The sequence below is a fragment of the Methyloversatilis universalis EHg5 genome (genome assembly GCF_000378945.1).
In the GTDB taxonomy this organism is placed as follows: Bacteria; Pseudomonadota; Gammaproteobacteria; order Burkholderiales; family Rhodocyclaceae; genus Methyloversatilis; species Methyloversatilis universalis_A.
This window is the reverse complement of the sequence record NZ_KB900539.1, coordinates 3,972,911-3,997,381: the sequence shown is the minus strand read 5'-3', so window position 1 is coordinate 3,997,381 and position 24,471 is coordinate 3,972,911. Positions and strand designations below refer to the sequence as shown.

Genomic DNA, 24,471 nt, shown 5'->3' with positions numbered 1-24,471 from the left:
TCGCCACACCATCGAATCGAGGAATGACGGAATGAAGAAAGCATTTTTCCTGCTGCTCGCTGCGCTGGCGCTGCCGGCCGCGGCGGAACTGCGGCTGACCGATGACGCTGGCCGCAGCGTGGTGCTGGCCGCACCGGCGCAGCGCATCGTCAGCCTGGCGCCGCACGTGACCGAACTGCTGTTCGCCGCCGGTGCCGGCAGCAAGGTGGTCGGTGCGACCCAGTACAGCGACTACCCGGACGCGGCGAAGAAGATTCCGCGCGTCGGCGGCTACACCTCGGTGGATATGGAAGCGGTGGTCGCGCTGAAGCCGGATCTGGTGATCGCGTGGAAGAGCGGCAACCGCAACCAGCAGTACGACAGGCTGGAAAAGCTCGGCATACCGGTGTTCGTGAACGAGCCGCGCAGCCTGGACGACGTGGCGCGCGCGCTCGAAACCTTCGGCCGCATCGCCGCCACGCCGCGCGAGGCGGACGAGGCGGCGCGTGCCTTCCGCGCGCGACGAGACGCGCTGGCGAAACAGTACGCGACGCGGCCGCCGGTCGCGGTGTTCTACCAGATCTGGAACAAGCCGCTGATGACCATCAACGGCCAGCATCTGATTTCCGACGTGATGGCGCTGTGCGGCGGCCGCAACGTGTTCGCCGGCCTGCCGATACTGGCGCCGACGGTGACCGAGGAGGCGGTGCTGGCGGCAGCGCCCGAAGTCATCGTCGCCAGCGGCATGGGTGAGTCGCGGCCGGAGTGGCTGGACGCCTGGCGCCGCTGGTCCGCGCTGCCGGCGGTGAAGGGCGACAACCTGTATTTCATTCCGCCGGAAATCCTGCAGCGACACACGCCGCGCATCCTCGACGGCGCGCAGAAGCTGTGCGATCAGCTGGAACAGGCGCGCCAGAAGGCGGGCCGCAAGTGAGCACCGGTGACCTGTATCCCGAACGCATCGCCTGCCTGTGCACCGAAGCGGTCGAAGTGCTGTACGCGCTGGGCGAAGCCGACCGCATCGCCGGCATTTCCGGCTTCACCGTGCGGCCGCCCGAGGCGCGTCGCGACAAGCCGAAAATCAGCGGCTTCTCGTCCGGCAAGCTGGAACGCATCCTCGCGGTCGAGCCGGATCTGGTGCTGGCCTTCTCCGATCTGCAGGCCGACATGTGCCGCGATCTGGTGCGCGCCGGCGTCGAGGTGCACGTGTTCAACCAGCGTTCGATCGCCGGCATCCTGCGCATGATCGTGACCACCGGCGCGCTGGTCGGCCGCGCGGCCGAGGCACGGGCGCTGGTGACGGATCTTTCGCGCGGCCTGGAGGCCGCCCGCGCGCGCGGCGAAGCGCGCATCGCCCGCCACGGCCGCCGGCTGCGGGTCTATTTCGAGGAGTGGGACGAACCGCTCATTTCCGGCATCCGCTGGGTGTCCGAACTGATCACGCTGGCCGGCGGCGAAGACGTGTTCGCCGATTTCGCCACCCGCCACAGCGCGAAGGAGCGGCGTATCGAGGATCCGCTCGAGGTGGTCGCGCGCGCGCCCGACATCATCATCGGCTCCTGGTGCGGCAAGAAATTCCAGCCGGATCACCTGCGTGCCCGGCCAGGCTGGGCCGCGGTGCCGGCGGTCGCCAGCGATCGGCTGTACGAGATCAAGTCGGCGCTGATACTGGCGCCGGGCATTGCCGCGCTGACCGACGGACTGGCGGCGCTGGAAGCCTGTCTCGACGGTTGAAGGAAAACGTCCGCACGCCGTGGTCCGGCGTGGGTGTGTGGACCGGTTGTCGCGCCGGGCAATGAGGTTACAGGTGTCCGTCGTCCTTCAGGGCGGCGGGTGAAACGGGAACGGGGTGAGCGCGGCGACGCGCAAGGCCCCGACTGCCCCCGCAACGGTAGGCAGGTGCGGGTGCGTCACGGCGGCTCCGACGGAGCGGCCAGCCACTGGGACAACCCGGGAAGGCGGCGCATCAAGACCTGCAAGTCCGGAGACCGGCCTGTGACCGGGGCGACCGCCCTGCGGTCGCGACTGCAACGAGCTGTCCGCGGGGTGGCGGAGGCCGGCGATGAAGCGCGCCCCTGGAGGTGCGCCACGCGGGCCGAAGCGTGCGGATGGCTGACAGGGAGAGATTCATGCCGAACCCGTACCGGCCCGCCGCCACGCTGGCAGCGCTGGCAGCGCTGAACCTGCAGACGCCGGCCTTTGCCGACGATGTGCCCACGCTCGAACCGGTGCTCATCGAATCCGACCGCCACGATCTGGTCGGCGCCGCCGATACCGCCAGCGAAGGCGTGGTGGGCGCCGACCAGCTGGTGCACCGTCCGCTGCTGCGTCCGGCCGAGGCGCTGGAGGCGGTGCCCGGCCTGATCGTTACCCAGCACTCGGGCGACGGAAAGGCCAACCAGTATTTCCTGCGCGGCTTCAACCTCGACCACGGCAGCGATTTTTCGACCCATGTCATGGGCATGCCGGTGAACATGGTGAGCCACGGCCACGGTCAGGGCTATATGGACCTGAATTTCCTGATCCCGGAACTGATCGGCACGCTGCGTTACCGCAAGGGCGTGTACGCCGCCGAGGACGGCGATTTCGCCACCACCGGATCGGCGCGCATCGACTACGCGCGCAGCCTGCCGGCGCCCTTCGCCGACGTGAGCGTCGGCGGCAACGGTTACCGTCGCGCGCTGGCAGCCGGCAGCCACGAGCGCGAAGGCCTGACCTGGCTGGCGGCGGTCGAATTCACCCGCAACGACGGGCCCTGGGTGCAGCCGGAACAGCTGCAGAAGGAAAACGCGGTGCTGCGGCTGTCGTCCGGCACCGCATCGAACGGCTTCTCGCTCACGGCCATGGTCTATCAGGCGCGCTGGTACGCCACCGAACACGTGCCGGAGCGTGCCATCGACAGTGGCGAGATCGACCGCTACGGCGCGCTGCTGCCGAGTGACGGCGGCCATACCCACCGTCACAGCCTGTCCGGCGAATGGGCGCGCGAACAGGCCGGCGGCGAGCTGCGCGCCAGCGCCTACGCGATCGACTACGACCTGAACCTGTTCAGCGCGCCCTCCGGCTTCATCAAGGGGCCGCAGGGCGACCAGCACGAACAGGCGGACCGTCGCCGCGTGTTCGGCGGCGAACTGGTCCGCACCTGGCGGCCGGCGGACAGTGCCAGCGAATGGAGCGCCGGCCTGCAGCTGCGCCACGACCGCATCGGCAGCGTCGGCCTGTACGACACGGTGGCCCGTGCGCGCACCCACACCGTGCGCGAGGACCGCATCCGTCAGACCGGTGTCGGCTTGTTCGGCGAACTGCGCACGCAGTGGCAACCCTGGCTGCGCAGCGTGCTGGCGCTGCGCCACGACGACATGCGCGCCGAGGTCGACCCGCTGGCCGGCACCTTCAACGCCGGCAACGGCGGCCGGGTGCGCGACCGTCAGACCAGCCCGAAGCTGTCGCTGGCTTTCGGGCCCTTCGGACCGTCCGGCCGCACCGAGTACTACGCGAGCTGGGGCCGCGGCTTCCACAGCAATGATGCACGGGGCGCCACCGCGCGTACCAATCCGCAGGACGGCACGCCGGCCGATGCGGTGCCGCTGCTGGTGCGCGCCGAGGGCAGCGAGATCGGCCTGCGCACCACGCCGCTGCCCGGCTGGAACACGAGCCTGGCGGTCTGGCAGATGGACCTGGCGTCGGAACTGGTGTTTGTCGGCGACGAAGGAGTGACCGAACCCAAGGGCGCGTCGCGCCGGCATGGCGTGGAGTGGTCCAATCACCTGATGCCGCTGCCCGGCCTGTCGATCGACGCCGACGTGGCGGCTTCCCATGCGCGCTTCACCGCGCCCGATCCGGGCAACGGCGGTCGCCATGTGCCGAATGCCATTCCGCTGACCGCCTCGCTGGCGCTGACGCTGGACCGCGGCGGGCCGTGGTCGGGCGGACTGCGCCTGCGCTACATCGGCGCCTACGCGCTGGAAGAGACCGGGCGCGAGCGCTCGGAGGCGTTCTGGATGGTGAATGCGCGCGCCGGCTACCGCATAGACCGTTCGCTGCGCCTGACCGTCGATGTGCTGAACCTGTTCGGCAGTCGCGCCCACGACATCACCTACTGGGGCGGAGCCTGCTCGCGCGCTGACGGTGCAGGCTGCAATGGCGGCGACGGCATCGACGGCCGGCTGGTGCATCCGCTGGAGCCGCGCACCGTGCGCGTGGCGCTCAGGATGGGCTTCTGAGCGCCACGCCGGCGGGCAGGGTCAGAAGCGGTAACCGAGGCCGACCGACAGCAGCAGCGGGTCGATGTCCAGCTTCGTGACCGGAACGCCGGCACCCTTCACCTCGATGTCGCTGTCTATTTTCACGTACTTCGCATCGAGGTTGAGGAACCACTGCGGCGCCAGCCGGATGTCTACGCCGAGCTGGGCCGCCCAGCCGAAGCTGCTGCGGTCCATGGTCAGCGGCACGCTGCCGCCGAGTACGGTGCCGGCATCCAGCTTCACGCTGGAGAAGCGGGTGTAGTTCAGGCCGATGCCGGCATAGGGCCGCACGCTGCCTTCCGGATTGAAGTGGTACTGCAGCGTGAGCGTCGGTGGCAGGTGCTTCACCGAACCGATGTTCACGCCGCCCAGTTCGACATCGTGCTTCTGCGGCACGGTCAGGATCAGTTCGGCCGCGATGTTGGGCGTGAAGAAATAGCTGATGTCGACTTCCGGGAACAGCTTGTCTTCGGCCTTCACCTCGCCCAGCGCCGGCACCACCGTGGTGGTCGAATTGTCATTCGACGGACTCATGTGCAGCGCGCGCACCCGCACCAGCCAGTCGCCCTCGGCCGCCTGCGCGCATCCGGCCCACGTGCCTGCGATCAGCGCTGCCGTCGCGGCGCGGCCGGCCCAGTCCCTTTTTGTCATGTCTGTCTCCCCGGGTGACGCGTCCGCGGCTGCGGGCGCTGAATCACTCTAGGAAGGCCGACCGGCGACGAAAAATAGGATTTTTTGCGGCGCGCATTGGGTTCGGCTTATGGCTCGGCAGCGCTTCGTGTGTCACGGCCGTATCGCGGCGGGGGCGCCGCTCCCACAAAGCCATCGCCGATGCCCCCGGTGGGAGCGGCGCCCTCGCCGCGATGCGGCTTTTGATCATGCGCTGTGTCTGGTTCAAGGCCGCGATCGCGGCGAGTCGCCGCTCCCACCAAATCTCGCCCAGTCCCTTGTGGGAGCGGCGCCCCCGCCGCGATCGGGCTGCGGTGCAGCCGGTGCGTGTCCGGGCCGGCGCGGCATCACGCAGGGGTGTCCCTTCAGCTCGCTGTCGTTCAGGCCTTGCCGCTCAATCGGCCCGCAGTCGCGCCAGAAAGCGGTCGAGCGCACTGGCGAAGGCGCGGGTGTCGGCGGCCGAGAAAGCAGAGGGGCCGCCGCTCATGACGCCGCTGTCACGCAGGTCGTTCATCAGCGCGCGCATCTGCAGCCGCTCGTGGATGGTGTCTGGCGAAAACCACTCGCCGCGCGGCTCCAGCGCGTGCGCGCCGCGCGCGAGTACGGCGGCGGCCAGCGGAATGTCGGCGGTGATGACCAGATCGCCGGCGCTCACCGCCTCTTCGATGTAGCGGTCGGCGGCATCGAAGCCGTGTGCCACCTGCACCGCACGGATGTGCGGCGACGGCGGCACACGCAGCAGCCGGTTGGCCACCAGCGTGAGCGGGAGCCCGGTGCGGTCGGCGGCGCGGAACAGCGTGTCCTTGACCGGTGCCGGGCAGGCGTCGCCATCGACCCAGAGCGCGATGCGGGCGCTCACGTCAGCCACCACACGAACAGTGCCGCCAGCACCCCCGCCATGCCGGTGAAGGCCACCGCCTCTTCGCTGTGCGGCTCGCCGCGCGGCGGCGGATAGCGGCCCAGCGTGAGCACGCGCAGCAGCAGCCAGCCGGGCAGGTAGAACAGCCCGACGGTCAGCAGATTGAGCAGGAAGATGGCGCGCAGCACGGCCGGCTTCAGTCCAGCGCCTTGCCCAGCAGTTCGGTCACCAGTTCGTTCAGCGACAGCTCGCGCTCGGTCGCCACATCGCGCAGGCGGGCGGCCAGATCGGACGGGATCTTGACCGCGAACGGCACCAGACCGCGCTCGGCGTCGATCCGGCGCTGTTCCTTGCGGTCCAGTGCAGGGGCCCCGCCCAGCGCGGTTTTCGCACCGGCGGCATGCTTCATCTGGGCCACCACCTTCAGTCTTTCATTCTTGTACAGATCGGTTTTCTTCACGTCGGTATCCTGTGCGGTCTTTCGAATCGCGCACATTGTCGGCCATGGCCCTGAAATCCACCATCTACAAGATCAAATTGAACGTGTCCGACATGGACCGGCCGCATTACGGTGAGTACGCGCTGACCGTTGCCCGCCACCCGTCGGAGAGCGACGAACGCATGATGGTGCGCGTGCTGGCCTTCGCGCTGCACGCCGACGAGGACCTGCGCTTCGGCCGCGGCCTGAGCACCGAGGACGAAGCCGACCTGTACGCTCAGGACCTGACCGGTGCGATCCGGCTGTGGATCGACGTCGGTCTGCCGGACGAACGCCTGGTGCGCAAGGCCGCCGGCCGCGCCGACCAGGTGGTGGTGCTGAACTACGGCCGCACCGCCGGCCAGTGGTGGGAACAGTCGAAGGCCACGCTGTCGAAACTGGCCAATCTCACCGTGTACCGCCTGTCCACCGCCGACAGCCAGGCCCTGGCCGGCCTCGCGCAGCGGGGCGCCGACCTGCAGTGCATCGTGCAGGAAGGACAGCTCTGGCTGGGTGACGACGGCGGCATGCTGCAGCCGGTGCTGGAGACGGTGTTCGGCCGGCGTTGAAGCGGGGGCATGAGGAAAATGTCAGAGTCATTGCTGTGCGATGATCCGTCTTCGTTTCACAAGGCGGAGTTGCGCGCATGGCGGACGAAGACGGTTTCCTCACTCTGCTGGTGGGCTGGCTGATCGATGCAGGGCTGATGCGTCGAAACTCCGGCATCGCCAGATACTTCAAGGTTCTGAGCGGCGTGCTGCTCTGGATCGCCATCCTGCTGCTCGTGTTCCTGACAATCCGCTACAGCTGAGGCCGGGCAAGCATGGGCAGGATGATTGCGCGTACGGTACACATGGATCGGGTGTTCGACCTGCATCGCCTGCAGGATGACGGCCATCGCTTCACCTTGTTCAGCTTCGAAACTGGCGGGCGCCGCCACTTCGGCATCCGGACCTTCGGCTGGCCCGATATCCGCGAAGGCATGACGGTGACTGCGTTGGTGGATGAAGAGACGGGATGGAACGGACTCTTCGGCTGGTTCGAGCACGAGGCGGGGGTCTGGCACCTGCCTTCGATTGCGCTGTCGATGCTCCACTGCGCCGTGGCACTGTCAGCGGCGATCTTCTTCCTCGTTGAAGGTACTGAGCCCGGACACGGCCCGATGTGGCACATCGGCAGCGCCGTCTGGGTCATCCTTGCCGTGATGACGGCCAGCTTACTGCTGTCCGCCTTGATCAACAGCAGGCGCCTGCGCGCTGCCGTGAAGGCGCTTGGCTTACCAGCGCAGCGTTGAGCCTTCCGTACTCAGCCCTTCTTCGCCACCCTGCGCCGCCCGGCCTGTGCCTGCGCGCGCTGCATGCGCATCAGCCGCTGGCGTACGCCGTCGGAATCCATCCACACGTCGCTGCCCTTCAGGATGCGGCCGATCTCGCTGTCGCTGAGGAAGGGCGAGCACAGCCGGGTCATCATTTTCTCGAACCAGCTGCTCACCGCAGCCACCTGCGCCTGCTGTTCGCTGCCGCGGCCGTCCAGGCTGCCGGAATAGGTGTGGAACATGAGCTGGCAGTTGTCGTGCACCACCAGTTCATCGCCGCTGAGGAAGATGAAGGCGGCCATCGAGAAGGCGCGCGCTTCGAGTACGGTGACCACGTGTGCTTCCGAGGCGCGGATGTTGTTGATGATCTGCAGCCCGGTATCGAATTCGCCGCCCGGTGAATTCAGGTGCAGATAGATGAGGTCGGTCTCGCTGGCCGTGCGCAGCGTGTAGAACAGATCGGTGTAGTGGTGCGGCTCGCGGATTTCGCCGCACAGATAGTAGGAAATCTGGTGGATGGGCATCTGCCGCTCGTAGCGCGCCAGACCGCTGAAGGGGGCGCTGGCTGTCAGATCGTCGTCTTCGTCGTCGTCCGGCTGGGCAGGGTGGCGCGGCATCGTGGCTTCCTCCGGTGTGCGCCCAGGATTATCGGCTCAGGTGCGCCGATGGCCACGCTGCGGTGCGGCAAGGCAGGTGGATAATGCCAATTCATTTGACATAATGCGTGCTCCACTTCACCGGAGCGTCCTGTCATGAATGCACCGCTTGCATCCGTCCCCGGCGATCTGCCGCCTGCGTCCATCAGCCGGCGCCTGCTGGCGCAGATCATCGACAGCGTGATCGCGCTGCTGGGCGCCGTCGTCGTCCTTCTGATCGCACGTGCGTTCGGTCTGAGTGAATCTTTCAGCGTGCTGGCCTGGCTGCTCTACATGCTGCTGTCGGATGGTCTGCCCGGTGGACAGAGCGTCGGTAAGCGGGTGATGGGCATTGCGGTGCTGCATGCCGGGAGCCACACGGCCTGCTCGTGGGGCCGCTCCTTCCTGCGCAACGCCACGCTGCTGGTGCTGGGCGTCATCGACATCGTGTTCGCGCTGGGCAGCAGCCGGCGCCGACTGGGCGACCGGCTGGCCGATACTGTGGTGGTGCGCGCGGGTCCGTCTGCCCCGTTGCCGGCATGACGAAAGCCCGGTGGGCCGCTCCTAGGACGGGTAGTAGGCCCCGACCCGGAAGAATTCCTTGATCAGGAATTCCTCCAGTTCCTGCTGGTGTTCGGGCCGCGCTGACAGCACCACGGTGCGGCCCAGGCGCATCGATTCCCAGTTGAAGTTGCCGTTGTAGTAGCGGCGTATCAATTCGATCATCTTCTGCACGATGGCGCGCTCGATGTCGCCGCCCAGACCGGCATCGACTTCGATGAATTCGCGTCGCGCGTTGCCGGCGTCGGTGGTCCAGCCGCGGAACACGAAGGCAGCGGTGCGCACGCTCTTGCGGGTGATCTGGAACACGCCGTTGGTACCCGGCTGCTGCAGGTTGCGCTTGATATTGGCAGCGGCGACGTCGTCGGCCGACGGGCCGCGTTCTCGGCCGCGGGCGGCGGCGTTCTCGGCGGCTGCGGCCTCTTCGGCGAGCCGGCGCTTCTCGCGCTGTGCGGCGACGAAGGACGCCATGTCGACCGGCGCATCCGGCGAAGGCGCGGCCTTGGGCGGGGGCGGCGGCGGGGCCGGTTCGGGCACCGGCACCCGGGTTACCCGGGGCGTTTCGGGTTCGGTCGGGCGCGGCGGCGTGCGCTTGGCGTCGCGCTTCTTCTGCGGCGGCTGTTTCTTCGGGCGCGGTGCGGGCGGCGTGGGGGCGGCGGCGGGCGGCGGTTCGGCGGCCGATTTGCGGGGGGCATCCGGCGTGATCATGCGCACGCTGATCGGCTGGTTGGCGCCCAGCGGCTGTTCCGGCTCCGCCTTCGGCCGCATCACCCACCATACCGCGCCGATGTGCAGCAGCAGCGCCAGCACCAGCGCGACCAGGCCGCTCGGGCGCACCCGGAAGTGCAGGCTGGTGTCGCCCAGCACTGACCGTTCGACGCTCAGCGAAAAGGGCGCCAGGCTGTCGGTACGACGGCGGTTGCGCGGATGTTCGGGGTGCTGGCTGTGCATGGGCTGTTCAGGCGTCTGCGGACGGGCGTCCTGTCCGTGTGCCGGCGCCGGAGGCGCCCGCCGCAGTGAATCCTTCATTCCTGTTCAGCGTAAGTTCTGTCGTGGTGCGGGATGACCCGGCGCGCTTACTGACCGGCCGGGCGCAGATTACCGCAGTCGGCAGCCAGCCAGCGGGCGTCGGTGTCCGATTTCATCGACCCCTGGGCGGACTGCATGTTCATTTTGGTGCGGAAGCGGGTCGGGCTTTCGAGCAGCGCCTCGAACTCGCCGCTGGCCTTCGGATCGGTACAGACCACCTTGCCCTTCACCGAGTTCGCGGTCTGGCTCACGTCGGTGTAGCGGCAGTTGCCGTCGCGGCGGCCGGTGTAGAGGTCGGTGCGCTTGGCGTCCTCCGGCGAGATGCACACCTTGATCGCGCCGCCGTCGCCGGGGGCGACTCCGCGGGCTGCCATCTGCTGTTCCATCATGCGTCGCGTTTCCGGCGGCAGCTTTTTCATCTCTTCCTGCATGCGCGCCATCTGTGCGGCCATGTCCGGCTGGCCCGGCATGTTCATCTGCGAACGGAATTCCCACAGGCCGGGCTTGATGTCGGCCGCGTGCACGGTGCTGACGCCGGCCAGCGCCAGCAGCACGGCAAAAATCGGAGTTTTCATCGGGTGTCCTCGTTCTCGGATGAAGTGCCGGGCGGCACCGGGGCCAGGTAGCTGGCGGCCAGGATGAGCACGCCGATGCCCAGCAGCGAGCTGGTCCATTCGGCCGTGCCGGCACCGGCCAGATCGACCATCAGCATCTTGGCGCCGACCGCCGCCAGCAGCGCGAAGCCGGCGAACCACAGCGTGCGCGCGCCGCGCCGGGTGGCCCACACCATCAGCGCCAGCGCGCTCACCGTCCAGGTCAGCGACAGCGTGGCCTGTAGCAGGGTGGATTGGAACATGGCGGCGGCCGACCACGCCACCCCGGCGAGGTGGTGCACGCCGCGTGCGGCCAGCGCGGACACCCACAGCAGGCCGGCGGCGCCCACGGCCGGCCCCGGCAGCAGGCGGCTGCGCGCCAGCCATCCCAGCGCGGCGATGCTGGCGATGTCCAGCGCAGAGGCCAGCGGCAGATAGGGCAGGGCGGAGCTGCCGTCGTGCGCGAACTGCAGCGCCACCACGGTCAGCAGCAGCAGCAGGCCAACCGGCCGCAGCAGCGCCTGCCGCCAGGCGTCGGGCGCGACCGCCCAGGGCCAGCGCTCGTCTGCGTCGCTGGCGGAGAGCGCGGCCTGCACCGTGCGGGCCGCCAGCCCCCAGACCGCGATCCAGGCCAGCCAGCGCCACAGGTCCTGACCGGGCAGCCACAGTTCGAGCCAGCTGCCGGCTTCGATGCCGGCCGACAGCAGCAGCGTCCACGCGCCGGCAATGTGGCGCGGCGTGTTCAGCAGTGCGCAGCCGTCCTCGTCCTGCCGGCGCAGCACCCACAGGTGGGTGGCCCAGGCCAGCGGCAGCGCGAGCGCCATCGCGCCGGCCAGCAGATGGCCCTGATCGTCCCAGGCGAGCAGGCTGCCGGCCCACAGGATGGGCAGGGTGAGTGCGGCCAGTGCCCGGGCGGTGGTGAAGTCGCGGCTGCGGCCCTGGTTTTCGGCGAAGGCGGCACTGGCGATGCCGAACAGCAGCGCGACCGCCGGCTGCAGCGTCTGCGGCACGAAATCGTCGATGTCGGACAGCCCGCCGAACAGCCACCAGCCGGCCAGCCACAGCGTGAACAGGTCGGGCAGGCGTTCGCCGCCGGCGCCGTGGATGCGCAGCACCCGCACCGACGCGAGTGCTGCGCCCGCAAGCAGCAGGCAGCCCAGCGTGCGACCGTTGGCCAGCGGCCAGAGCACCGTGAGGCCGTCGAGCGCGGCGATCAGGCACAGGCCGGCCAGCAGCTGCAGCAGCGCACCCGACCACAGCGTGAGCCGTGAGCCGCGCACGCAGCCGTACCAGAGCGCCGCCGCACCTTCGACCGCGTAAAGGGCGGCGGTCATCTGCAGGTCGCAGGCCAGCGGCACCGCCAGCGTGAGCAGCGCCGCACCGATGCCGGCGTGGGCGCGGAAGGTGAGCGTCTGGTCCGGCGCCCGGGCACGCAGCAGGCCGGCCAGACCGAGGTAGTACAGGCCCGCCAGCGCAGCGCTGATTGCCGCGCCATATTCAAAGGGCTGGACCAGCGCCGACTGCAGCATGCCGGCGGCCAGCGGCGGCCCGAACAGCAGGCTGCCCGACTGCCAGCCGGCCGCGCCCGGCGCGCGCAGCACGGTCTGCGCGACATGGGTGGCGGTGAACAGCACGAAGAAGACGATCAGGAAGGCCTGCACCGTCAGGTAGTCAGCCGGCACATAGCTGCGCAGACCCCAGCCGGCGCCGATGGCGAAAGTGAACAGGAAGCCGGCGAAAATGAGCGCCCGCCAGGCGCGCTGCCAGCTCAGCGCGATGATGAAGGCGTCGAGCAGCAGGTAGTAGCTGAACAGCACCACGTACTGGCCGCTGCCGGAGGACGCCAGCATCGGCGCGACGAAGGCGCCGGACAGGCCGAGCAACGCCAGCACCTGCGACGCCTGCCGCGCCGCGCACACCGCGCAGGCCACGCCCAGTGCCGCAAACAGCAGGAAGGCCGGTGCCGGCCCGATGAAGCCGTAGCGCGCCAGCGCGAAATACACCGCCAGATAGAGCAGCGCAAAGCCGCCGCCCTGTATCGCCAGCGCGAACATGCGACGCGGCCCTTCGCCCGGCATGCGCAGGCCGAAGGCGATCAGCGCCAGACCGGTCGCCACGGCTGCCGCCAGCCGGAGTTCCGGCGGCAGCCAGCCCGCCTGGGCGGCCAGCCGCAGTGCCGACGCGACGCCGAAGAACAGCACGATGACGCCGATGCGCGCCAGCGGATTGCTGCCGAGCAGGCGTGACCACAGCGACGGACCGGCGGGCTCGGCCTGTTCCGCGGCCAGGTCGGGGTCGGCGGCCGGGGCGGCGGCTTCCGCGCTGCGGTTCAGGCGTACGCCTTCGGCGTACAGCGCGTCGAGCGGCGCGGCCTGGGCGCTGATCGCGGCGGCGGGCGCCTGCGTGGGCTCTGACCGGATCGGTGGAGGTGCCGCGGGCGCAGCGACCTCCGCCTCAGCCGGTGTGTCGATTCCGGTCGCGGCCGGCGACGCCGACCGCGTTTTCAGTTCGTCGTACAGCCAGCGGGTCTTGCGCTCGAGGTCGTCCAGCGCCTGCTGGACCGCCTGCTGCCGCGCGCGCTCGCGGGCGGCGATCCACAGACCGGCCACCAGACCGGCCACGGCGCCGGCCAGCGCTTCGCCGGCACCGTGAGCGCTGCCGGCGATCAGGCCAAGCAGGGCAAGAATGGCGGTCAGCATGGGAAACCTCTTCTTTCGGGGCGTGCGTCTGACGGAGGGGTGGCCGGCGATGCAGCCGGGTGGTGCCTGCGGTGGGTCACCGGCGGTCTCCGCGCAGCCCGGCGACGATGCCGTGCAGGGCGTCCGGTGTTGCGACCTCCGGTGCCACCGCCTCGCCACCCACCAGTTCGATCCGGCTGAACAGGCCGCGGCGCAGCGGCCGGCTCATTGCCGGGCCGTCCTTGCGCGAGAAGAAACTGCCCCACAGCCCGCGCAGCGCCAGCGGCACCACCGGCACCGGAGAGCGTTCGACGATGCGGCGAATGCCGGCGCGGAAGGGCAGCAGTTCGCCGGTGTCGGTGATCTGGCCCTCCGGGAACAGGCCCACCAGTTCGCCGGCCGTGAGCGCGGCGGCGATGTCGTCGTAGGCGCGTTCGAGCAGCGCCGGATCTTCCTTTGCCGGTGCGATCGGGATGCAGCGGCTGGTGCGGAACAGCCAGCCCAGCAGCGGCGTGCGGAAGATGCGGTGGTCCATCACGAAGCGGATCGGCCGGCGGCAGGCGGCGGTGATCACCAGCGCGTCGACGAAGCTCACGTGATTGCACACCAGCACCGCCGGCCCGTCCTCGGGGATGGCGTCCAGCTTCTTCGCGTCCAGCCGGTACACGGTGTGGATGAGCAGCCACACCACGAAGCGCAGCAGGAATTCCGGCACCAGGGTGTAGATGTAGATCGCCACCACCGCGTTGAACAGCGCGGCGGCGAGGAAGAGCTCCGGAATGCTCAGGCCGAGCGCGAACAGGCCGAGGGTGACGCCGGCCGATGCCACCATGAAGGCGGCATTCAGAATGTTGTTGGCCGCGATCACCCGCGACTGGTGGCTCTTTTCGCTGCGCGTCTGGATCAGCGCGTACAGCGGCACGATGTACAGGCCGCCGAAGAAGCCGAGTGCGGCGATGTCGGCCAGCAGCCGTGCGTGGGTGGCCAGGGCGCCGGCCAGTGTGAGTGCGCCTGACGGCGCGTCGGGTGAAGCGAGCCAGAGGTCGATGCCGAACAGCGTGAGGCCGATCGCGCCGAAGGGCACCAGACCGATTTCCACCTTGCCGCCCGACAGCTTTTCGCAGGCCAGCGAGCCGACGCCCACGCCCAGCGAGAACACGGTGAGCAGCAGGATGAATACCGACTCGTCGCCACCCAGCACGTTGCGCGCGAAATTCGGGAACTGGGCCAGCAGCGTGGCGCCGTAGAACCAGAACCACGAAATGCCCAGCAGCGACAGCCATACCGTGCGGTTGCCGTGAGCGAAGCGCAGGTTGCGTACCGTTTCGGTCAGCGGGTTCCAGTTCACCCTCAGCCCCGGGTCGGCGGCCGGCGACTGCGGAATGCCGCGGCTCACCCACCAGCCCAGTACCGCCAGCGACAGCACCACGCCGGCCACCAGCGTGCCGCTGTCGGTGACCGACACCAGCCAGGCACCCAGCACCTGGCCGATCAGGATGGCGACGAACGTGCCCATTTCCACCATGCCGTTGCCGCCCACCAGTTCCTGCGGCCGCAGGTGCTGCGGCAGGTAGGCGTACTTCACCGGTCCGAACAGCGTGGAATGCAGACCCATCAGGAACAGCGCGGTCACCAGCGGCCACAGCAGGTGGGCGACGAAGCCCCAGGCCGCCAGCGCCATCACCGCGATTTCGAACAGCTTCACGAAGCGCGCGACGGCCGCCTTGTCGTACTTGTCGGCGAGCTGGCCGCAGGTGGCCGAGAACAGGAAGAAGGGCAGGATGAACAGGCCGGGCAGCAGCGTGGCCAGCATCGCGCCATCGAGCTGGGTGAGCTGGCCGGCGCGGAAGGTGACCAGCGTGATCAGTGCGGTCTTGAACACATTGTCATTGAAGGCACCCAGGAACTGGCTGAAGAAGAAGGGGCGGAAGCGGCGCTCCTTCATCAGCTGGAACTGGCTGCTCATGCGGACCTCAGCGGCGAAGGATGCGGGACAGGACGAAGGCGGCAACGGCGGCGAGACCGGCCAGCCAGACGATGAGGGCGCGGCGCGAGGCCGGCAGCGGCTCCTTCGGCGCCTGCGGGTCGCGCAGCGCCTCCGGGAAGTCGCGCGGCGGTGCCGGGCGCACGATCCACTGGCTGCGGTCGGCCGGCACCCGTGCCATGTACTCCTCGTACGAGGCCACCGGCTCGCGGCCGAAGGCGCGTGAGGACGGGATCTGCGGCACGCGCACGAAGATGAGCGCCTCCAGGTCGTCGGCCAGCACCTTCTCCAGCCCGCTGTCGCCGCTGTGGCCGGTCGCCAGCCGGCCGACCAGATCGCTGCCGGCGACATTGAAGGCGGCGAACGGGAACAGGCCGCTGCGCTCCGCCATCATGTACTCGTAGGCCTGCAGGCCGCTCGCCACGCTCATGTCCTTCACCGTCATCCAGGGCAGGCCGAGCCAGGCTTTCGCCTTCGACGTGGGGCCGAGCAGCGGCAGCCCCCAGCCGAGCGCGCGCAGCGTGTCCAGACTGATGCTGGCGCAGTTGGCGGTGGCGTGCCGGTAGCTGAAATCGTGGCGGTAGAAGTGGTTGAACACCCGTGCCAGGCCCTGGTCGACCAGCCGCGGTGCGCGGTCGTCGCGCAGCACCGCCACCAGCATCCACGAGGGCCGGTACCAGCTCTGGCCGCTGTTCAGATCGGTCAGGTAGGCATCCATCGGCAGCATCGACGCGACGATGCCCTTTTCGCTGTGGATGTCGAGGTTGTAGAAATTGGCGACCAGCCAGTCGCGCCAGCGACCCTGTTCGCCCATCAGGCCGGTGGCCAGCGCGAAGTGGCCGCCGTGCGCCTCGTCGTCGTCGCCCTGCGCGCCATTGAGCATCAGCGCGAGCACCGGCTTGCCGACCGCGGCGGCCGCGGCGCCCGGTTGCCGTTCCCACAGCAGGCGGGACGAAGCCGGTAGCTGAGCGCCGCCCTGGTCGGCGCGCACCAGCGCGGCCAGCGTTTCGCCGGCCTGCAGCGGGTGCGGCTTCAGCGCAGCGAGATCGATGTCGAAGGACGAAGGCCAGATCGTGCGCGCGGTGTAGCGGTCGGCGTCCGCGCTGCCGCGCAGTGACAGCGACTGCCCCTGCAGCCAGCGCACGCTGTCCGCGTTGAACCACGACACATTGGTGGGCAGCTGCGGCACCAGCGCGAAGTCGCTGCGGCTGCCGTCGGCGAAGCTGAGCGTGCGGCCCTCGGCGTCCAGCCGTGCGCCGTCTGCCTGCTGCGGCGAACCGAGCCAAATCAGCGCGGGCTTCTGCGCGTCCGGCTGGCCGTCGCGCGCGATCACCCACTGTTTCACGTCGTCCTGTGCGCTCAGCGCAGGATCGAAACCGGCGGCGTCACTGCGCGGAACCGTGATGGCGGCGTCCTGGAAGTACCACAGCGCCTGCGGCGGCGTCGGGCAGTCGCTGCAGCGGCCGGTGGTCGCACGGAATTCGCGCGCGTCGTACAGGCCCAGCCGGCCTTCGGCCAGGGCGTCCTGTGCAGCGGCTGCAGTGTGGGCGGCGCTCGTCATGAGCGCCAGTGTAAGCAGGGGGGCGGCAATGCGCATGCGGTGAAATCCGGTCAGGCGGAAGGAAAGATGCGTGCGGCTTCGAACACCGCATCGGCAAAACGATGGCGCCCGTCGCGCAGCAGGCGCTTGAGCATGAAGTCGAACAGCAGCGGGTTGTGTTCGCGCACCTGTTCCAGCACCGGCGTGGCGACTGCGTCGAGCAGTCCGGCATCTGCCAGTGCTGCCGGCGACATCAGCGGCAGGATGCCCGGCAGCGGATAGTCGGAGCCGTACAGCAGGCGGTCGTGCCAGTCGTCGCGGTGCAGCAGCGTGCGCACCACGGCGAGATCGCGGTTGCGCAGCGTGATCGCGGAAATGTCACCGTACAGCCGGCCGCCATGGCGCTCGCCCATCAGCCGGGTGAACAGTTCGAAGCTGCTGCGTACCGGCGCGCTGCGGCCGGCGTCGAGGTCGACGTCGCGACCCAGGGTTGCGCAATGGGCGACAACGACGCTGACGCCGTGGTCGAGCGCGCGACGCAGCCTGAGCGGATTGCCCAGTGCCTGACCACCGGCGCCATGCACCGCCTTTTCCTCGCCCGCGTGGCTGATCAGCGGCAGGCCGAGGCGGGTGGCGGCGGCATAGAAGCGGTCGCAGCGCCGGGATGCCGGATCGATGCCCATGGCCGGCGGCAGCCACTTGATGGCGCGCGCGCCGTCGCGTGCGGCCGCTTCCAGCGCCTCGACCGCGTCCTCGCGGTAGGGGTGAACCGAGCACACCCATTCGAAGTGGTCCGGGTTACCACGGGCGACATCGCGGGCATAGGCGTCCGGCACGTGGAAGGCGGTGTGTTCGGGCAGAGGACGTCCGGCTTCGTCGTAGGCGCGCTCGAACGCGAACAGCATCAGCTTGAAGCCGGCCGGCAGCGTCTCGACCAGATTGTGCAGACGGTCCACATAGCTCGCGTCCACCCGGCCCGGATCCTGATGCGCGCAGCCGGCGTTCAGGTAGAACAGGCGTTGTACATACTCGGCCGGGTGCAGCGGGCTCAGCATGCGCGGCGTCATTTCGATGCCGCGGCCGGAGTCGCCGGTGCCGGCGAGGTGCACATGGACGTCGCGCAGCAGTGTCGGGTCGAGTCCGTCGAAGGCCTGTGCGATCAGCTCATGACCGGCCAGTGCTGGCGGCAGCGCGGCGCGGCAGGGATTCATCAGCCGGCTGCGCGCATAGACGCTGAGTGCGCCGGCGCTGGCGAGGCCGGCACCGATCAGCAGTCCGCGCTTGAGCAGGCGACGACGCGAGGCGTCCATGTCAGGCGCTCTCCGCCATCTTCTTCAGCGTCACGTAATCGGTCTTGCCGGTGCCCAGCAGCGGCAGGGCGTCGACCACGACGATCTTGCGTGGCACCGCGATTTCCGGCGCGCCGCGATCGCGGGCCGCGGCCTGCAGCGCGTCGCGGCCGAGCACGGCGTCGGTGGTGAACAGCACGATGGTTTCGCCACGCGCCGGATCGGGCTGGGTCGAGGCGGCGTGCTGGGCGGCCGGGCTGGCTGCGGTGGCGAGCTTTTCAACGGTTTCCAGCGAAATCATTTCGCCGGCCACCTTGGCGAAGCGCTTGACGCGGCCGACGATGCGCACGAAGCCGTCGTCGTCGAATTCGATCACGTCACCGGTGTCATACCAGCCGTCGCCGGCGTCCGATGACGGCGTCTGCAGCACGCCGGGCCTGTCCCATTTCAGATAGCCGCTCATCAGGTTGGGACCGCTCACGTGCAGCACGCCGCCACGGTCGATGCCGGCGACAGGCATCAGTTTCGCGTGCAGGCCCGGCAGCAGCTGACCGACGGTGCCGCTGCGGTAGGCCATCGGCGTGTTGACGGCCAGCACCGGCGCGGTTTCGGTCGCGCCATAGCCTTCGAAGATGCGCAGGCCGAACTTCTCGAACCAGGCGCTGCGCACCGATTCCGACAGCTTCTCGGCGCCGGCGATGACATAGCGCAGCCGGTAGAAGTCGTAGGGATGGGCGAACTTCGCGTAGTTGCCGAGGAAGGTGCTGGTGCCGAGCAGCACGGTGCAGTTGCGGTCGTAGGCCAATTCGGGAATGACCCGGTAGTGCAGCGGCGACGGGTAGAGGAATACGTTGGCGCCGGTGAGCACCGGCAGCAGGCCGCCTGCGGTGAGGCCGAAGGAGTGGAACAGCGGCAGCGCGTTCAGGATCTTGTCGTCGACCGAAAAGTCGATCACCGCGCGGATCTGCGCGATGTTCGCCAGCAGCGCGCGGTGCGACAGCACCACGCCCTTGGGCTTGCCTTCGGAACCGGAGGTGAACAGCACCACCGCCGGCGCTTCCGGCGATACGGCTGCGGCTGCCAGACGCGGCGCGCGCATCGCCCACAGCACCAGCCACAGCTTGTCTGCCAGCGTGATCGTTTCGCGCAGGTCTTCCAGATAGTGCAGTTCGACGCCCTGCAGCGCCGCCAGCTTGTCGGCCAGCTTGGCCTGTTCGGCGAAGGCGCGCGAGGTGACGATCACCCGCAGTTCAGCCGCGGTGCAGGCGGCCTGCATGCCGTCGACACCGGCGGTGTAATTGAGCATGGCCGGCACCCGACGGTGGGCGTTCAGGCCGAACACCAGACCCAGGGTCGGCGCGAGATTGGGCAGCAGCACGCCGACCCGCTCGTCGGGACGCGTGATGCGCGCGACCACGCGGCCGAGTGCCAGCGCCATCTTCAGCAGATCGCCGTAGGAATACTCGATCTGCTTCATGTCCTCGATCAGGCGCCGGCTGCGGCCGTGGATTTCGGCGGCGTCGCACAGCGCGTCGAACAGCGTCTGCTGCGGGCGCGACGCGAAAATCATTTCCTGCATCAGCCGGCGCATCGCTTCGCCGGCGCGGCGGCGGCGTTCCTTCGCGGAGGGCGCTTCCGGCATGACGATCTTCGTTTCCGGCAGCACGGTGAGCGCGATGCGCGGAAACAGCGATTTCGGATAGCGGCCGGACACGCGCGAGAAATAGCTGCGCGAGGCGCCGTCCAGGCGCACCGGCAGCACGGTGGCGCCGGTCTTCGCGGCGACGAAAGCCGGGCCGTCATACACCTTCATCAGGCTGCCGGTGGTGGTGATGCGCCCTTCCGGAAAGATGACCACCGGGCGTCCGGATTCGAGCAGACGGATCACCTTCTTCATCGCCATCGGGCTGGTCGGGTCTACCGCGAGGTAATCGACCATGCACAGCAGCACGCGGAAGAACGGATTGCGCGCGATGCCGGTATGCACCACGAACACCGGATCGATGGGCAGGAACAGGCCGAGCAGCAGACCGTCGAGAAAGGACTCGTGGTTGGCGACGACCAGCAGGCGGTCGCGCTGCGCTGGCAGTGCAGCCGGCGGCTCGATGCGGAACAGCAGACGGCAGACAAGTACCAGCAGGGGACGCAGGATGCGGCGCATGAATGCTCCGTGGGTTCAGAAAAGAAATTCGGCTGGCGGCGGATGGCCGAGGAAATTCACCGGGCTGGCGCTGGCGCCGTAGGCGCCGGAACAATGCACCACCAGCAGGTCGCCCGGCCGCGCGCGCGGCAGTTCGATGTCGCGTGCCAGCACGTCGAAGGGCGCGCACAGCGGGCCGGCGATGCTCACCCGTTCGCGTTCGCCGGTGGCCGCATGCGGGTGCAGCGTCATCGGAAAGTTGGCCGGCTGTAACCGGTCCGGTTGCAGCGTCGCCTGCAGATGCTGGTGGGCGCCGCCATCGACGATGAGCCAGGTGCGGCCGCGCATGGTCTTGCGGTCGATCACGCGGCATATGTAATGACCGGCTTCGGCCACCAGGTAGCGGCCGGGTTCGAGCGCGAGCCGGGCGTCCGGATGGGCGGCGCGCAGGCGCGCGTCGAGCATGTGCAGGTTCTCGGCGACCGGCGCGAAATCCAGCGCGCGCTCGTCGGCGGCGACCGGGACGCCGAAACCGCCGCCCAGATTGAGCCAGGCCAGGGCGACGCCAGCGCGCGCGCAGATCGCCAGTGCCTCGTCGGTACAGCGGTCGTGCAGCGCGACGATTTCGGCCGCGTCCAGCATGCGCGACGCGCAGTAATAATGCAGGCCGGCGAACGGCAGGCCGCGGCTGCGCAGCAGCGCGATCGCGTCCGGCAGGTCTTCGCTGGCGATGCCGAAGAAGCTGTCGCCACTCATGCGCACCCGGCTGCCGGTGATCGCGAGATCGGGGTTCGCGCGCAGGGCGACCCGCGCGGTGCGGCCGAGCCGCGCGCAGTGCCCGGCAATGCGTTCGATTTCACCGGTCGATTCGGCGCAGATGCGCACGCCGGCGTCGATCGCTGCGCTCAGTTCCGCGTCGCGCTTGCCGGGGCCGGTGAAGCCGATGTCGTCGGCTGCGAAGCCGGCTGCCAGTGCGCGCGTCAGTTCGCCGGCCGAACTGACGTCGGCGCCGTCTACACGGGTTGCCAGATGCTGCAGCAGCGCCGGCAGCGGATTGGCCTTGACCGCGAAGCACAGCTGCAAAGTGGCCGGCAGCAGTGCGCGCAGTGTGGCGATCCGCCCATCGACCGCATCCCGACCGATCGCGTAGAAAGGCGTGTCGCCGGCCTGCGCCAGCAGTGCGTGCAGCACGTCCGAGGTCAGCCGGGCGTTCAACGGTGGGCCTCGAGATAGTCGATGACGGTGCGCAGGCGTTCGATCAGCGCATCGGCACGCAGCCGGAAGTGCATTTCGCGTCCGTGGCGGGTGCGTTCCAGCACGCCGGCTTCGCACAGCAGCTTCAGATGGTGCGACACGGTGGGCCGGCTCAGCGCGGACGCACGGGTCAGTTCGGTCACGTTCAGGCTTTCGCCCGGCTCGAAACTGAGCAGGATGCGCTGGCGCTCCGGATCCCCCAGTGCCGCGAACAGACCCGAATATTCGAGCCACTGCGACGGAATGGTTTGCGCATAATCTTTTCTCATGTCGAAAAATATCGACTAATTGAGCCGCTTCGTCAAGACGGGATGAGACGCCTAATCCATACGGACGAGGAACGGCGGGACGAGGAAGGGCGGGAAGAGAACGCAAGGCGGCTCGGACAGGGGGCAAAGAAGGCCGGATCGGGAAAATCCGAGCAAAGTCTGGAACTTATTGACCCTGGCTGTAAGCGTATGTATCATCGAGGACTTTGCGCGCGTTGCCGTGCGGTTTCGGCTCGTCGCAGTGCGAACACTTGTGTCTTATAGATGACCTGCGTTCGCGAACGTTGGGTGGCAGGAATGCGTGAAGTGATGGCTTCTGGGATGGCTGCATGTTGAAGGCGATCATGCTGCAGCTGTCGCTGGTGCTGGTAGTGACCGGCATCGCGCTGTTCGCTGGCGGAATGGTTGCCGGCGTGTCCGCCCTGCTCGGTGGCCTGAGTTATGTGCTGCCCAGCCTTCTGTTCGCGATCCGGCTCGGGCGTCTGTCGCATGTGGCGGCGCACGGGAAAGTGTCGTACCCGGTCGAATTCTTTGTCGGCGAGGCGATCAAGGTCGTTTCGACGATTGGGCTGCTGTTGCTGGGTCACGCCCTCATGCCCGGCCTGATGTGGGGCTGGTTCCTGGGAGGTCTGGCTGCAGCGCTGCAGGCAGGTTTTTTTGCTTTTTTGTTCAAACACTGACATGGCATCCGGAACCGAACTGGCGACTGAAGTGGCCCATCATGGCCCGACCCCCGGTGAGTACATCGCTCACCACCTGACCTTCCTGAACAACACCGGCGAAAAGCAGGCGGAGTTGATCAACTGGAATCTGGTCAACCTCGACACCGTTTTCTACTCGGTCATTCTGGGCGTCATCGCTCTGTTCGTGCTTTACCGCGCCGCGGCGAAGTCCACGTCCGGCGTGCCCGGTCGCTTCCAGGCTGCGGTCGAAATCCTGGTCGAGATGGTGGCCGATCAGGCCAAGGGCCTGATCCACAGTGAAGAGTCCCGTCGCACCGTGGCTCCGCTGGCGCTCATCGTGTTCGTCTGGATCTTCCTGATGAACGCGATGGACTTCCTGCCGCTCGACCTGCTGCCGCGCATCTGGGAAGGCATCTACGCATCCGCCGGCCATGATCCGCACCACGCCTACATGCGTGTCGTGCCGACCGCCGACATCAACGCCACCATGGGCATGTCGATTGCCGTGCTGCTGGTGTGTCTGTACTACAACGTGAAGATCAAGGGCGCCGGCGGCTGGGCGCACGAGCTGATTTCGGCCCCCTTCGGCGACAAGCTGATCCTGGCGCCGTTCAACTTCGCGATGAACGTCATCGAATTCCTTGCCAAGACCGTGTCGCACGGCATGCGTCTGTTCGGCAACATGTTTGCCGGCGAACTCATCTTCATGCTGATCGCGCTGATGGGTGCTGCCTGGACGGGTGCCAACGCGCCGAGCTTCCTGCTCGCCTTCGGTCACGTCGTTGCAGGCTTCGCATGGGCGGTGTTCCACATCCTCGTGGTCGCGCTTCAGGCATTCATCTTCATGATGCTGACGCTGGTGTACATCGGCCAGGCACACGAAGGTCACTAAGAAGAAGACGTTTTCCCGGTTTTTGCAGTCGGTTTTGTTGTTTTCGTTTCTTTTCTAAATCTAAGGAGTTGCTGTCATGGAACAAGTGTTCGGTCTCGTCGCCCTCGCCTGCGGTCTGATCATCGGTCTGGGTGCTATCGGTGCATGTATCGGTATCGCACTGATGGGCGGTAAGTACCTCGAAGCCTCGGCCCGTCAGCCGGAGCTGATGAACGCGCTGCAGGTCAAGATGTTCCTGCTGGCTGGCCTGATCGACGCCGCTTTCATTATCGGTACCGGTATCGCCCTCTGGTTCGCCACCTCGACCTTCCTGAAGTAAGAACGGCTTTCCTCCCCAACACCGATTTAATGAAGGGAAAGTTGCCGTGAATTTGAACGCAACGCTCATCATCCAGATCGTCGTGTTCCTGACGTTTGTGTGGTTCACGAAGAGTTTCGTGTGGCCGCCGATCGTCAAGGCACTCGACGAGCGCGCGAAGAAGATCGCTGACGGGCTGGCGGCTGCGGACAAGGCAAAGGCGGATCTGGCGAATGCCGAGAAGAAGTCGGTCGAGGAACTGCGCTCTGCGCGCGAGTCCGCGGCTGAACTCCGTTCCGGCGCCGAGAAGCAGGCTGCGAAGCTGGTCGAGGATGCTCGCGCTGAAGCGAACCGCATCGTCGCAGCGGCCCGCGAAGCGGCTGGCAACGAAGCAGCTGCGGCTGCGCAGAAGGCGAAGGATGCCCTGCGTGACCAGGTTGCCCAGCTGGCTGTCGCAGGCGCAGAACGCATCCTGCGTCGCGAGATCAATGCCCAAGTCCACGCCGATCTGCTTGCCAACCTGAAGCAGGAACTGAGCTGACACCATGGCAGAGAACGTCACCATCGCGCGACCCTACGCCGAAGCCGCGTTCCAGCTGGCCAAGGAAGGCGGCGCGCTGGCAGCCTGGGCTGATGCCCTCGGCCTGATGGCCGCCGCTGCCGGCGACCCGCAGGTCAAGCAGCTGCTGGCCGATCCGACCCGCACCTCGACCGACCGTGGTTTCCTCTTCCTCACCGCAGTGCCCGGCGAGATCGCCGACGAGCATCGCAGCTTTGCGCGCGTGCTGGCGCAGAACGGCCGTCTGGGCGTTCTGCCCGAGATCGCCGAGCTGTTCGTCGAGCTGAAGAACGAGCACGAGAGCAGCGCCGTCGCCCACATCAGTTCGGCATTCCCGATGGACGACGCCACGGTGTCGCGCCTGCTGACCGACCTCGAGCCGCGTTTCGGCCGTCGTCTGGAAGCCCGTGTGTCGCTGGATCCCGAGCTGATCGGCGGTGTGAAAGTTGCGGTCGGTGACGAAGTGATCGACGCCTCGGTCCGCGGCAAGCTCGCCGCCATGGCCACTGCGCTAAAGAACTAG

26 protein-coding genes and 1 riboswitch are annotated in these 24,471 nt (G+C 68.1%); of the genes, 12 read left to right on the top strand and 14 right to left on the bottom strand.

Features of this window, described 5'->3' with window-relative positions; translation table 11 throughout:
• Nucleotides 1–31: 31 nt before the first annotated feature.
• The 3 genes from METUNV2_RS0118245 (at nt 32) to METUNV2_RS0118235 (ending at nt 4,202) form a co-directional block, all read left to right on the top strand.
• The gene (locus tag METUNV2_RS0118245; RefSeq protein ID WP_018230917.1) at nt 32–913 is read left to right on the top strand and encodes a cobalamin-binding protein; all 882 of its coding nucleotides are present in this window, start codon (nt 32–34) and stop codon (nt 911–913) included.
• Nucleotides 910–1,713, top strand: a complete 804-nt coding sequence (locus METUNV2_RS0118240; RefSeq protein ID WP_018230916.1) for an ABC transporter substrate-binding protein — start codon at nt 910–912, stop codon at nt 1,711–1,713. Before METUNV2_RS0118245 ends, METUNV2_RS0118240 begins: the two co-directional genes overlap by 4 nt.
• Nucleotides 1,714–1,780: 67 nt before the next feature.
• Nucleotides 1,781–1,978, top strand: a riboswitch (cobalamin riboswitch).
• A 130-nt stretch (nt 1,979–2,108) separates the two neighbouring features.
• Entirely contained in the window at nt 2,109–4,202 is a 2,094-nt protein-coding gene (locus METUNV2_RS0118235) for a TonB-dependent receptor (RefSeq protein WP_018230915.1), read from the top strand.
• Between the two features lie 21 nt (nt 4,203–4,223).
• On the opposite strand, the gene METUNV2_RS0118230 is transcribed toward METUNV2_RS0118235, so the two are convergent.
• The 4 genes from METUNV2_RS0118230 to METUNV2_RS0118215 form a co-directional block, all read right to left on the bottom strand.
• Nucleotides 4,224–4,874: an OmpW/AlkL family protein gene (locus METUNV2_RS0118230; RefSeq protein WP_018230914.1), complete on the bottom strand. Its 651-nt coding sequence runs from the start codon at nt 4,872–4,874 to the stop codon at nt 4,224–4,226.
• A 412-nt stretch (nt 4,875–5,286) separates the two neighbouring features.
• Nucleotides 5,287–5,751, bottom strand: a complete 465-nt coding sequence (locus tag METUNV2_RS0118225; RefSeq protein ID WP_232415716.1) for a YaiI/YqxD family protein — start codon at nt 5,749–5,751, stop codon at nt 5,287–5,289.
• The gene (locus METUNV2_RS0118220) at nt 5,748–5,939 is read right to left on the bottom strand and encodes a hypothetical protein (protein WP_018230912.1); all 192 of its coding nucleotides are present in this window, start codon (nt 5,937–5,939) and stop codon (nt 5,748–5,750) included. The genes METUNV2_RS0118225 and METUNV2_RS0118220 overlap by 4 nt, the downstream gene beginning before the upstream one ends.
• A gap of 8 nt (nt 5,940–5,947) precedes the next feature.
• Complete coding sequence (locus tag METUNV2_RS0118215; RefSeq protein WP_018230911.1) at nt 5,948–6,211, bottom strand: hypothetical protein; 264 nt, start codon at nt 6,209–6,211, stop codon at nt 5,948–5,950.
• A 44-nt stretch (nt 6,212–6,255) separates the two neighbouring features.
• Here METUNV2_RS0118215 and METUNV2_RS0118210 point away from each other — a divergent pair, with 44 nt between their 5' ends.
• The 3 genes from METUNV2_RS0118210 (at nt 6,256) to METUNV2_RS0118200 (ending at nt 7,523) form a co-directional block, all read left to right on the top strand.
• Nucleotides 6,256–6,798, top strand: coding sequence for a YaeQ family protein (locus METUNV2_RS0118210; RefSeq protein ID WP_018230910.1), 543 nt, complete (start codon nt 6,256–6,258; stop codon nt 6,796–6,798).
• Nucleotides 6,799–6,875: 77 nt separating this feature from the next.
• Nucleotides 6,876–7,040 carry a hypothetical protein gene (locus tag METUNV2_RS19935; RefSeq protein ID WP_018230909.1) on the top strand — a complete coding sequence of 55 codons (165 nt, stop codon included), beginning with the start codon at nt 6,876–6,878 and terminating at the stop codon, nt 7,038–7,040.
• A gap of 21 nt (nt 7,041–7,061) precedes the next feature.
• Nucleotides 7,062–7,523: a hypothetical protein gene (locus METUNV2_RS0118200; protein WP_157281440.1), complete on the top strand. Its 462-nt coding sequence runs from the start codon at nt 7,062–7,064 to the stop codon at nt 7,521–7,523.
• A gap of 11 nt (nt 7,524–7,534) precedes the next feature.
• On the opposite strand, the gene METUNV2_RS0118195 is transcribed toward METUNV2_RS0118200, so the two are convergent.
• A complete protein-coding gene (locus METUNV2_RS0118195) occupies nt 7,535–8,161 on the bottom strand; it encodes a Clp protease ClpP (protein WP_018230907.1) in 627 nt (208 codons plus the stop codon).
• A 135-nt stretch (nt 8,162–8,296) separates the two neighbouring features.
• Between METUNV2_RS0118195 and METUNV2_RS0118190 the strand changes: the two genes are divergently transcribed.
• The gene (locus tag METUNV2_RS0118190) at nt 8,297–8,722 is read left to right on the top strand and encodes an RDD family protein (protein WP_018230906.1); all 426 of its coding nucleotides are present in this window, start codon (nt 8,297–8,299) and stop codon (nt 8,720–8,722) included.
• A 21-nt stretch (nt 8,723–8,743) separates the two neighbouring features.
• On the opposite strand, the gene METUNV2_RS0118185 is transcribed toward METUNV2_RS0118190, so the two are convergent.
• The 9 genes from METUNV2_RS0118185 to METUNV2_RS0118145 all read right to left on the bottom strand — a co-directional run bounded on the left by METUNV2_RS0118185 (nt 8,744) and on the right by METUNV2_RS0118145 (nt 21,516).
• Nucleotides 8,744–9,691 (bottom strand): hypothetical protein, encoded by a 948-nt coding sequence (locus METUNV2_RS0118185; RefSeq protein WP_018230905.1) that lies wholly within the window; start codon nt 9,689–9,691, stop codon nt 8,744–8,746.
• A gap of 125 nt (nt 9,692–9,816) precedes the next feature.
• On the bottom strand, nt 9,817–10,344 hold the full coding sequence (locus tag METUNV2_RS0118180) for a DUF3617 domain-containing protein (protein WP_018230904.1): 528 nt from the start codon (nt 10,342–10,344) through the stop codon (nt 9,817–9,819).
• Nucleotides 10,341–13,061, bottom strand: coding sequence for a DUF2339 domain-containing protein (locus METUNV2_RS0118175; protein ID WP_018230903.1), 2,721 nt, complete (start codon nt 13,059–13,061; stop codon nt 10,341–10,343). Before METUNV2_RS0118175 ends, METUNV2_RS0118180 begins: the two co-directional genes overlap by 4 nt.
• A gap of 76 nt (nt 13,062–13,137) precedes the next feature.
• Nucleotides 13,138–15,006 carry an MFS transporter gene (locus METUNV2_RS0118170; protein WP_018230902.1) on the bottom strand — a complete coding sequence of 623 codons (1,869 nt, stop codon included), beginning with the start codon at nt 15,004–15,006 and terminating at the stop codon, nt 13,138–13,140.
• Between the two features lie 7 nt (nt 15,007–15,013).
• On the bottom strand, nt 15,014–16,621 hold the full coding sequence (locus METUNV2_RS0118165; protein WP_018230901.1) for a hypothetical protein: 1,608 nt from the start codon (nt 16,619–16,621) through the stop codon (nt 15,014–15,016).
• Between the two features lie 14 nt (nt 16,622–16,635).
• The gene (locus METUNV2_RS0118160; RefSeq protein ID WP_018230900.1) at nt 16,636–17,874 is read right to left on the bottom strand and encodes an amidohydrolase family protein; all 1,239 of its coding nucleotides are present in this window, start codon (nt 17,872–17,874) and stop codon (nt 16,636–16,638) included.
• Between the two features lies 1 nt (nt 17,875).
• Entirely contained in the window at nt 17,876–20,014 is a 2,139-nt protein-coding gene (aas, locus tag METUNV2_RS0118155) for a bifunctional acyl-ACP--phospholipid O-acyltransferase/long-chain-fatty-acid--ACP ligase (protein WP_018230899.1), read from the bottom strand.
• A gap of 15 nt (nt 20,015–20,029) precedes the next feature.
• Entirely contained in the window at nt 20,030–21,208 is a 1,179-nt protein-coding gene (locus tag METUNV2_RS0118150) for an alanine racemase (RefSeq protein WP_018230898.1), read from the bottom strand.
• The gene (locus METUNV2_RS0118145) at nt 21,205–21,516 is read right to left on the bottom strand and encodes an ArsR/SmtB family transcription factor (protein ID WP_018230897.1); all 312 of its coding nucleotides are present in this window, start codon (nt 21,514–21,516) and stop codon (nt 21,205–21,207) included. Before METUNV2_RS0118145 ends, METUNV2_RS0118150 begins: the two co-directional genes overlap by 4 nt.
• A 329-nt stretch (nt 21,517–21,845) precedes the next feature.
• Here METUNV2_RS0118145 and METUNV2_RS0118140 point away from each other — a divergent pair, with 329 nt between their 5' ends.
• The 5 genes from METUNV2_RS0118140 (at nt 21,846) to METUNV2_RS0118120 (ending at nt 24,471) form a co-directional block, all read left to right on the top strand.
• Nucleotides 21,846–22,196 carry an ATP synthase subunit I gene (locus tag METUNV2_RS0118140; RefSeq protein ID WP_018230896.1) on the top strand — a complete coding sequence of 117 codons (351 nt, stop codon included), beginning with the start codon at nt 21,846–21,848 and terminating at the stop codon, nt 22,194–22,196.
• Between the two features lies 1 nt (nt 22,197).
• Nucleotides 22,198–23,091 (top strand): F0F1 ATP synthase subunit A, encoded by an 894-nt coding sequence (gene atpB, locus METUNV2_RS0118135; RefSeq protein ID WP_018230895.1) that lies wholly within the window; start codon nt 22,198–22,200, stop codon nt 23,089–23,091.
• A 76-nt stretch (nt 23,092–23,167) separates the two neighbouring features.
• Nucleotides 23,168–23,410 (top strand): F0F1 ATP synthase subunit C, encoded by a 243-nt coding sequence (gene atpE / locus METUNV2_RS0118130; protein ID WP_008063733.1) that lies wholly within the window; start codon nt 23,168–23,170, stop codon nt 23,408–23,410.
• Nucleotides 23,411–23,456: 46 nt separating this feature from the next.
• Nucleotides 23,457–23,930 (top strand): F0F1 ATP synthase subunit B, encoded by a 474-nt coding sequence (locus METUNV2_RS0118125; protein WP_018230894.1) that lies wholly within the window; start codon nt 23,457–23,459, stop codon nt 23,928–23,930.
• A 4-nt stretch (nt 23,931–23,934) separates the two neighbouring features.
• Nucleotides 23,935–24,471 carry a F0F1 ATP synthase subunit delta gene (locus tag METUNV2_RS0118120; protein WP_018230893.1) on the top strand — a complete coding sequence of 179 codons (537 nt, stop codon included), beginning with the start codon at nt 23,935–23,937 and terminating at the stop codon, nt 24,469–24,471.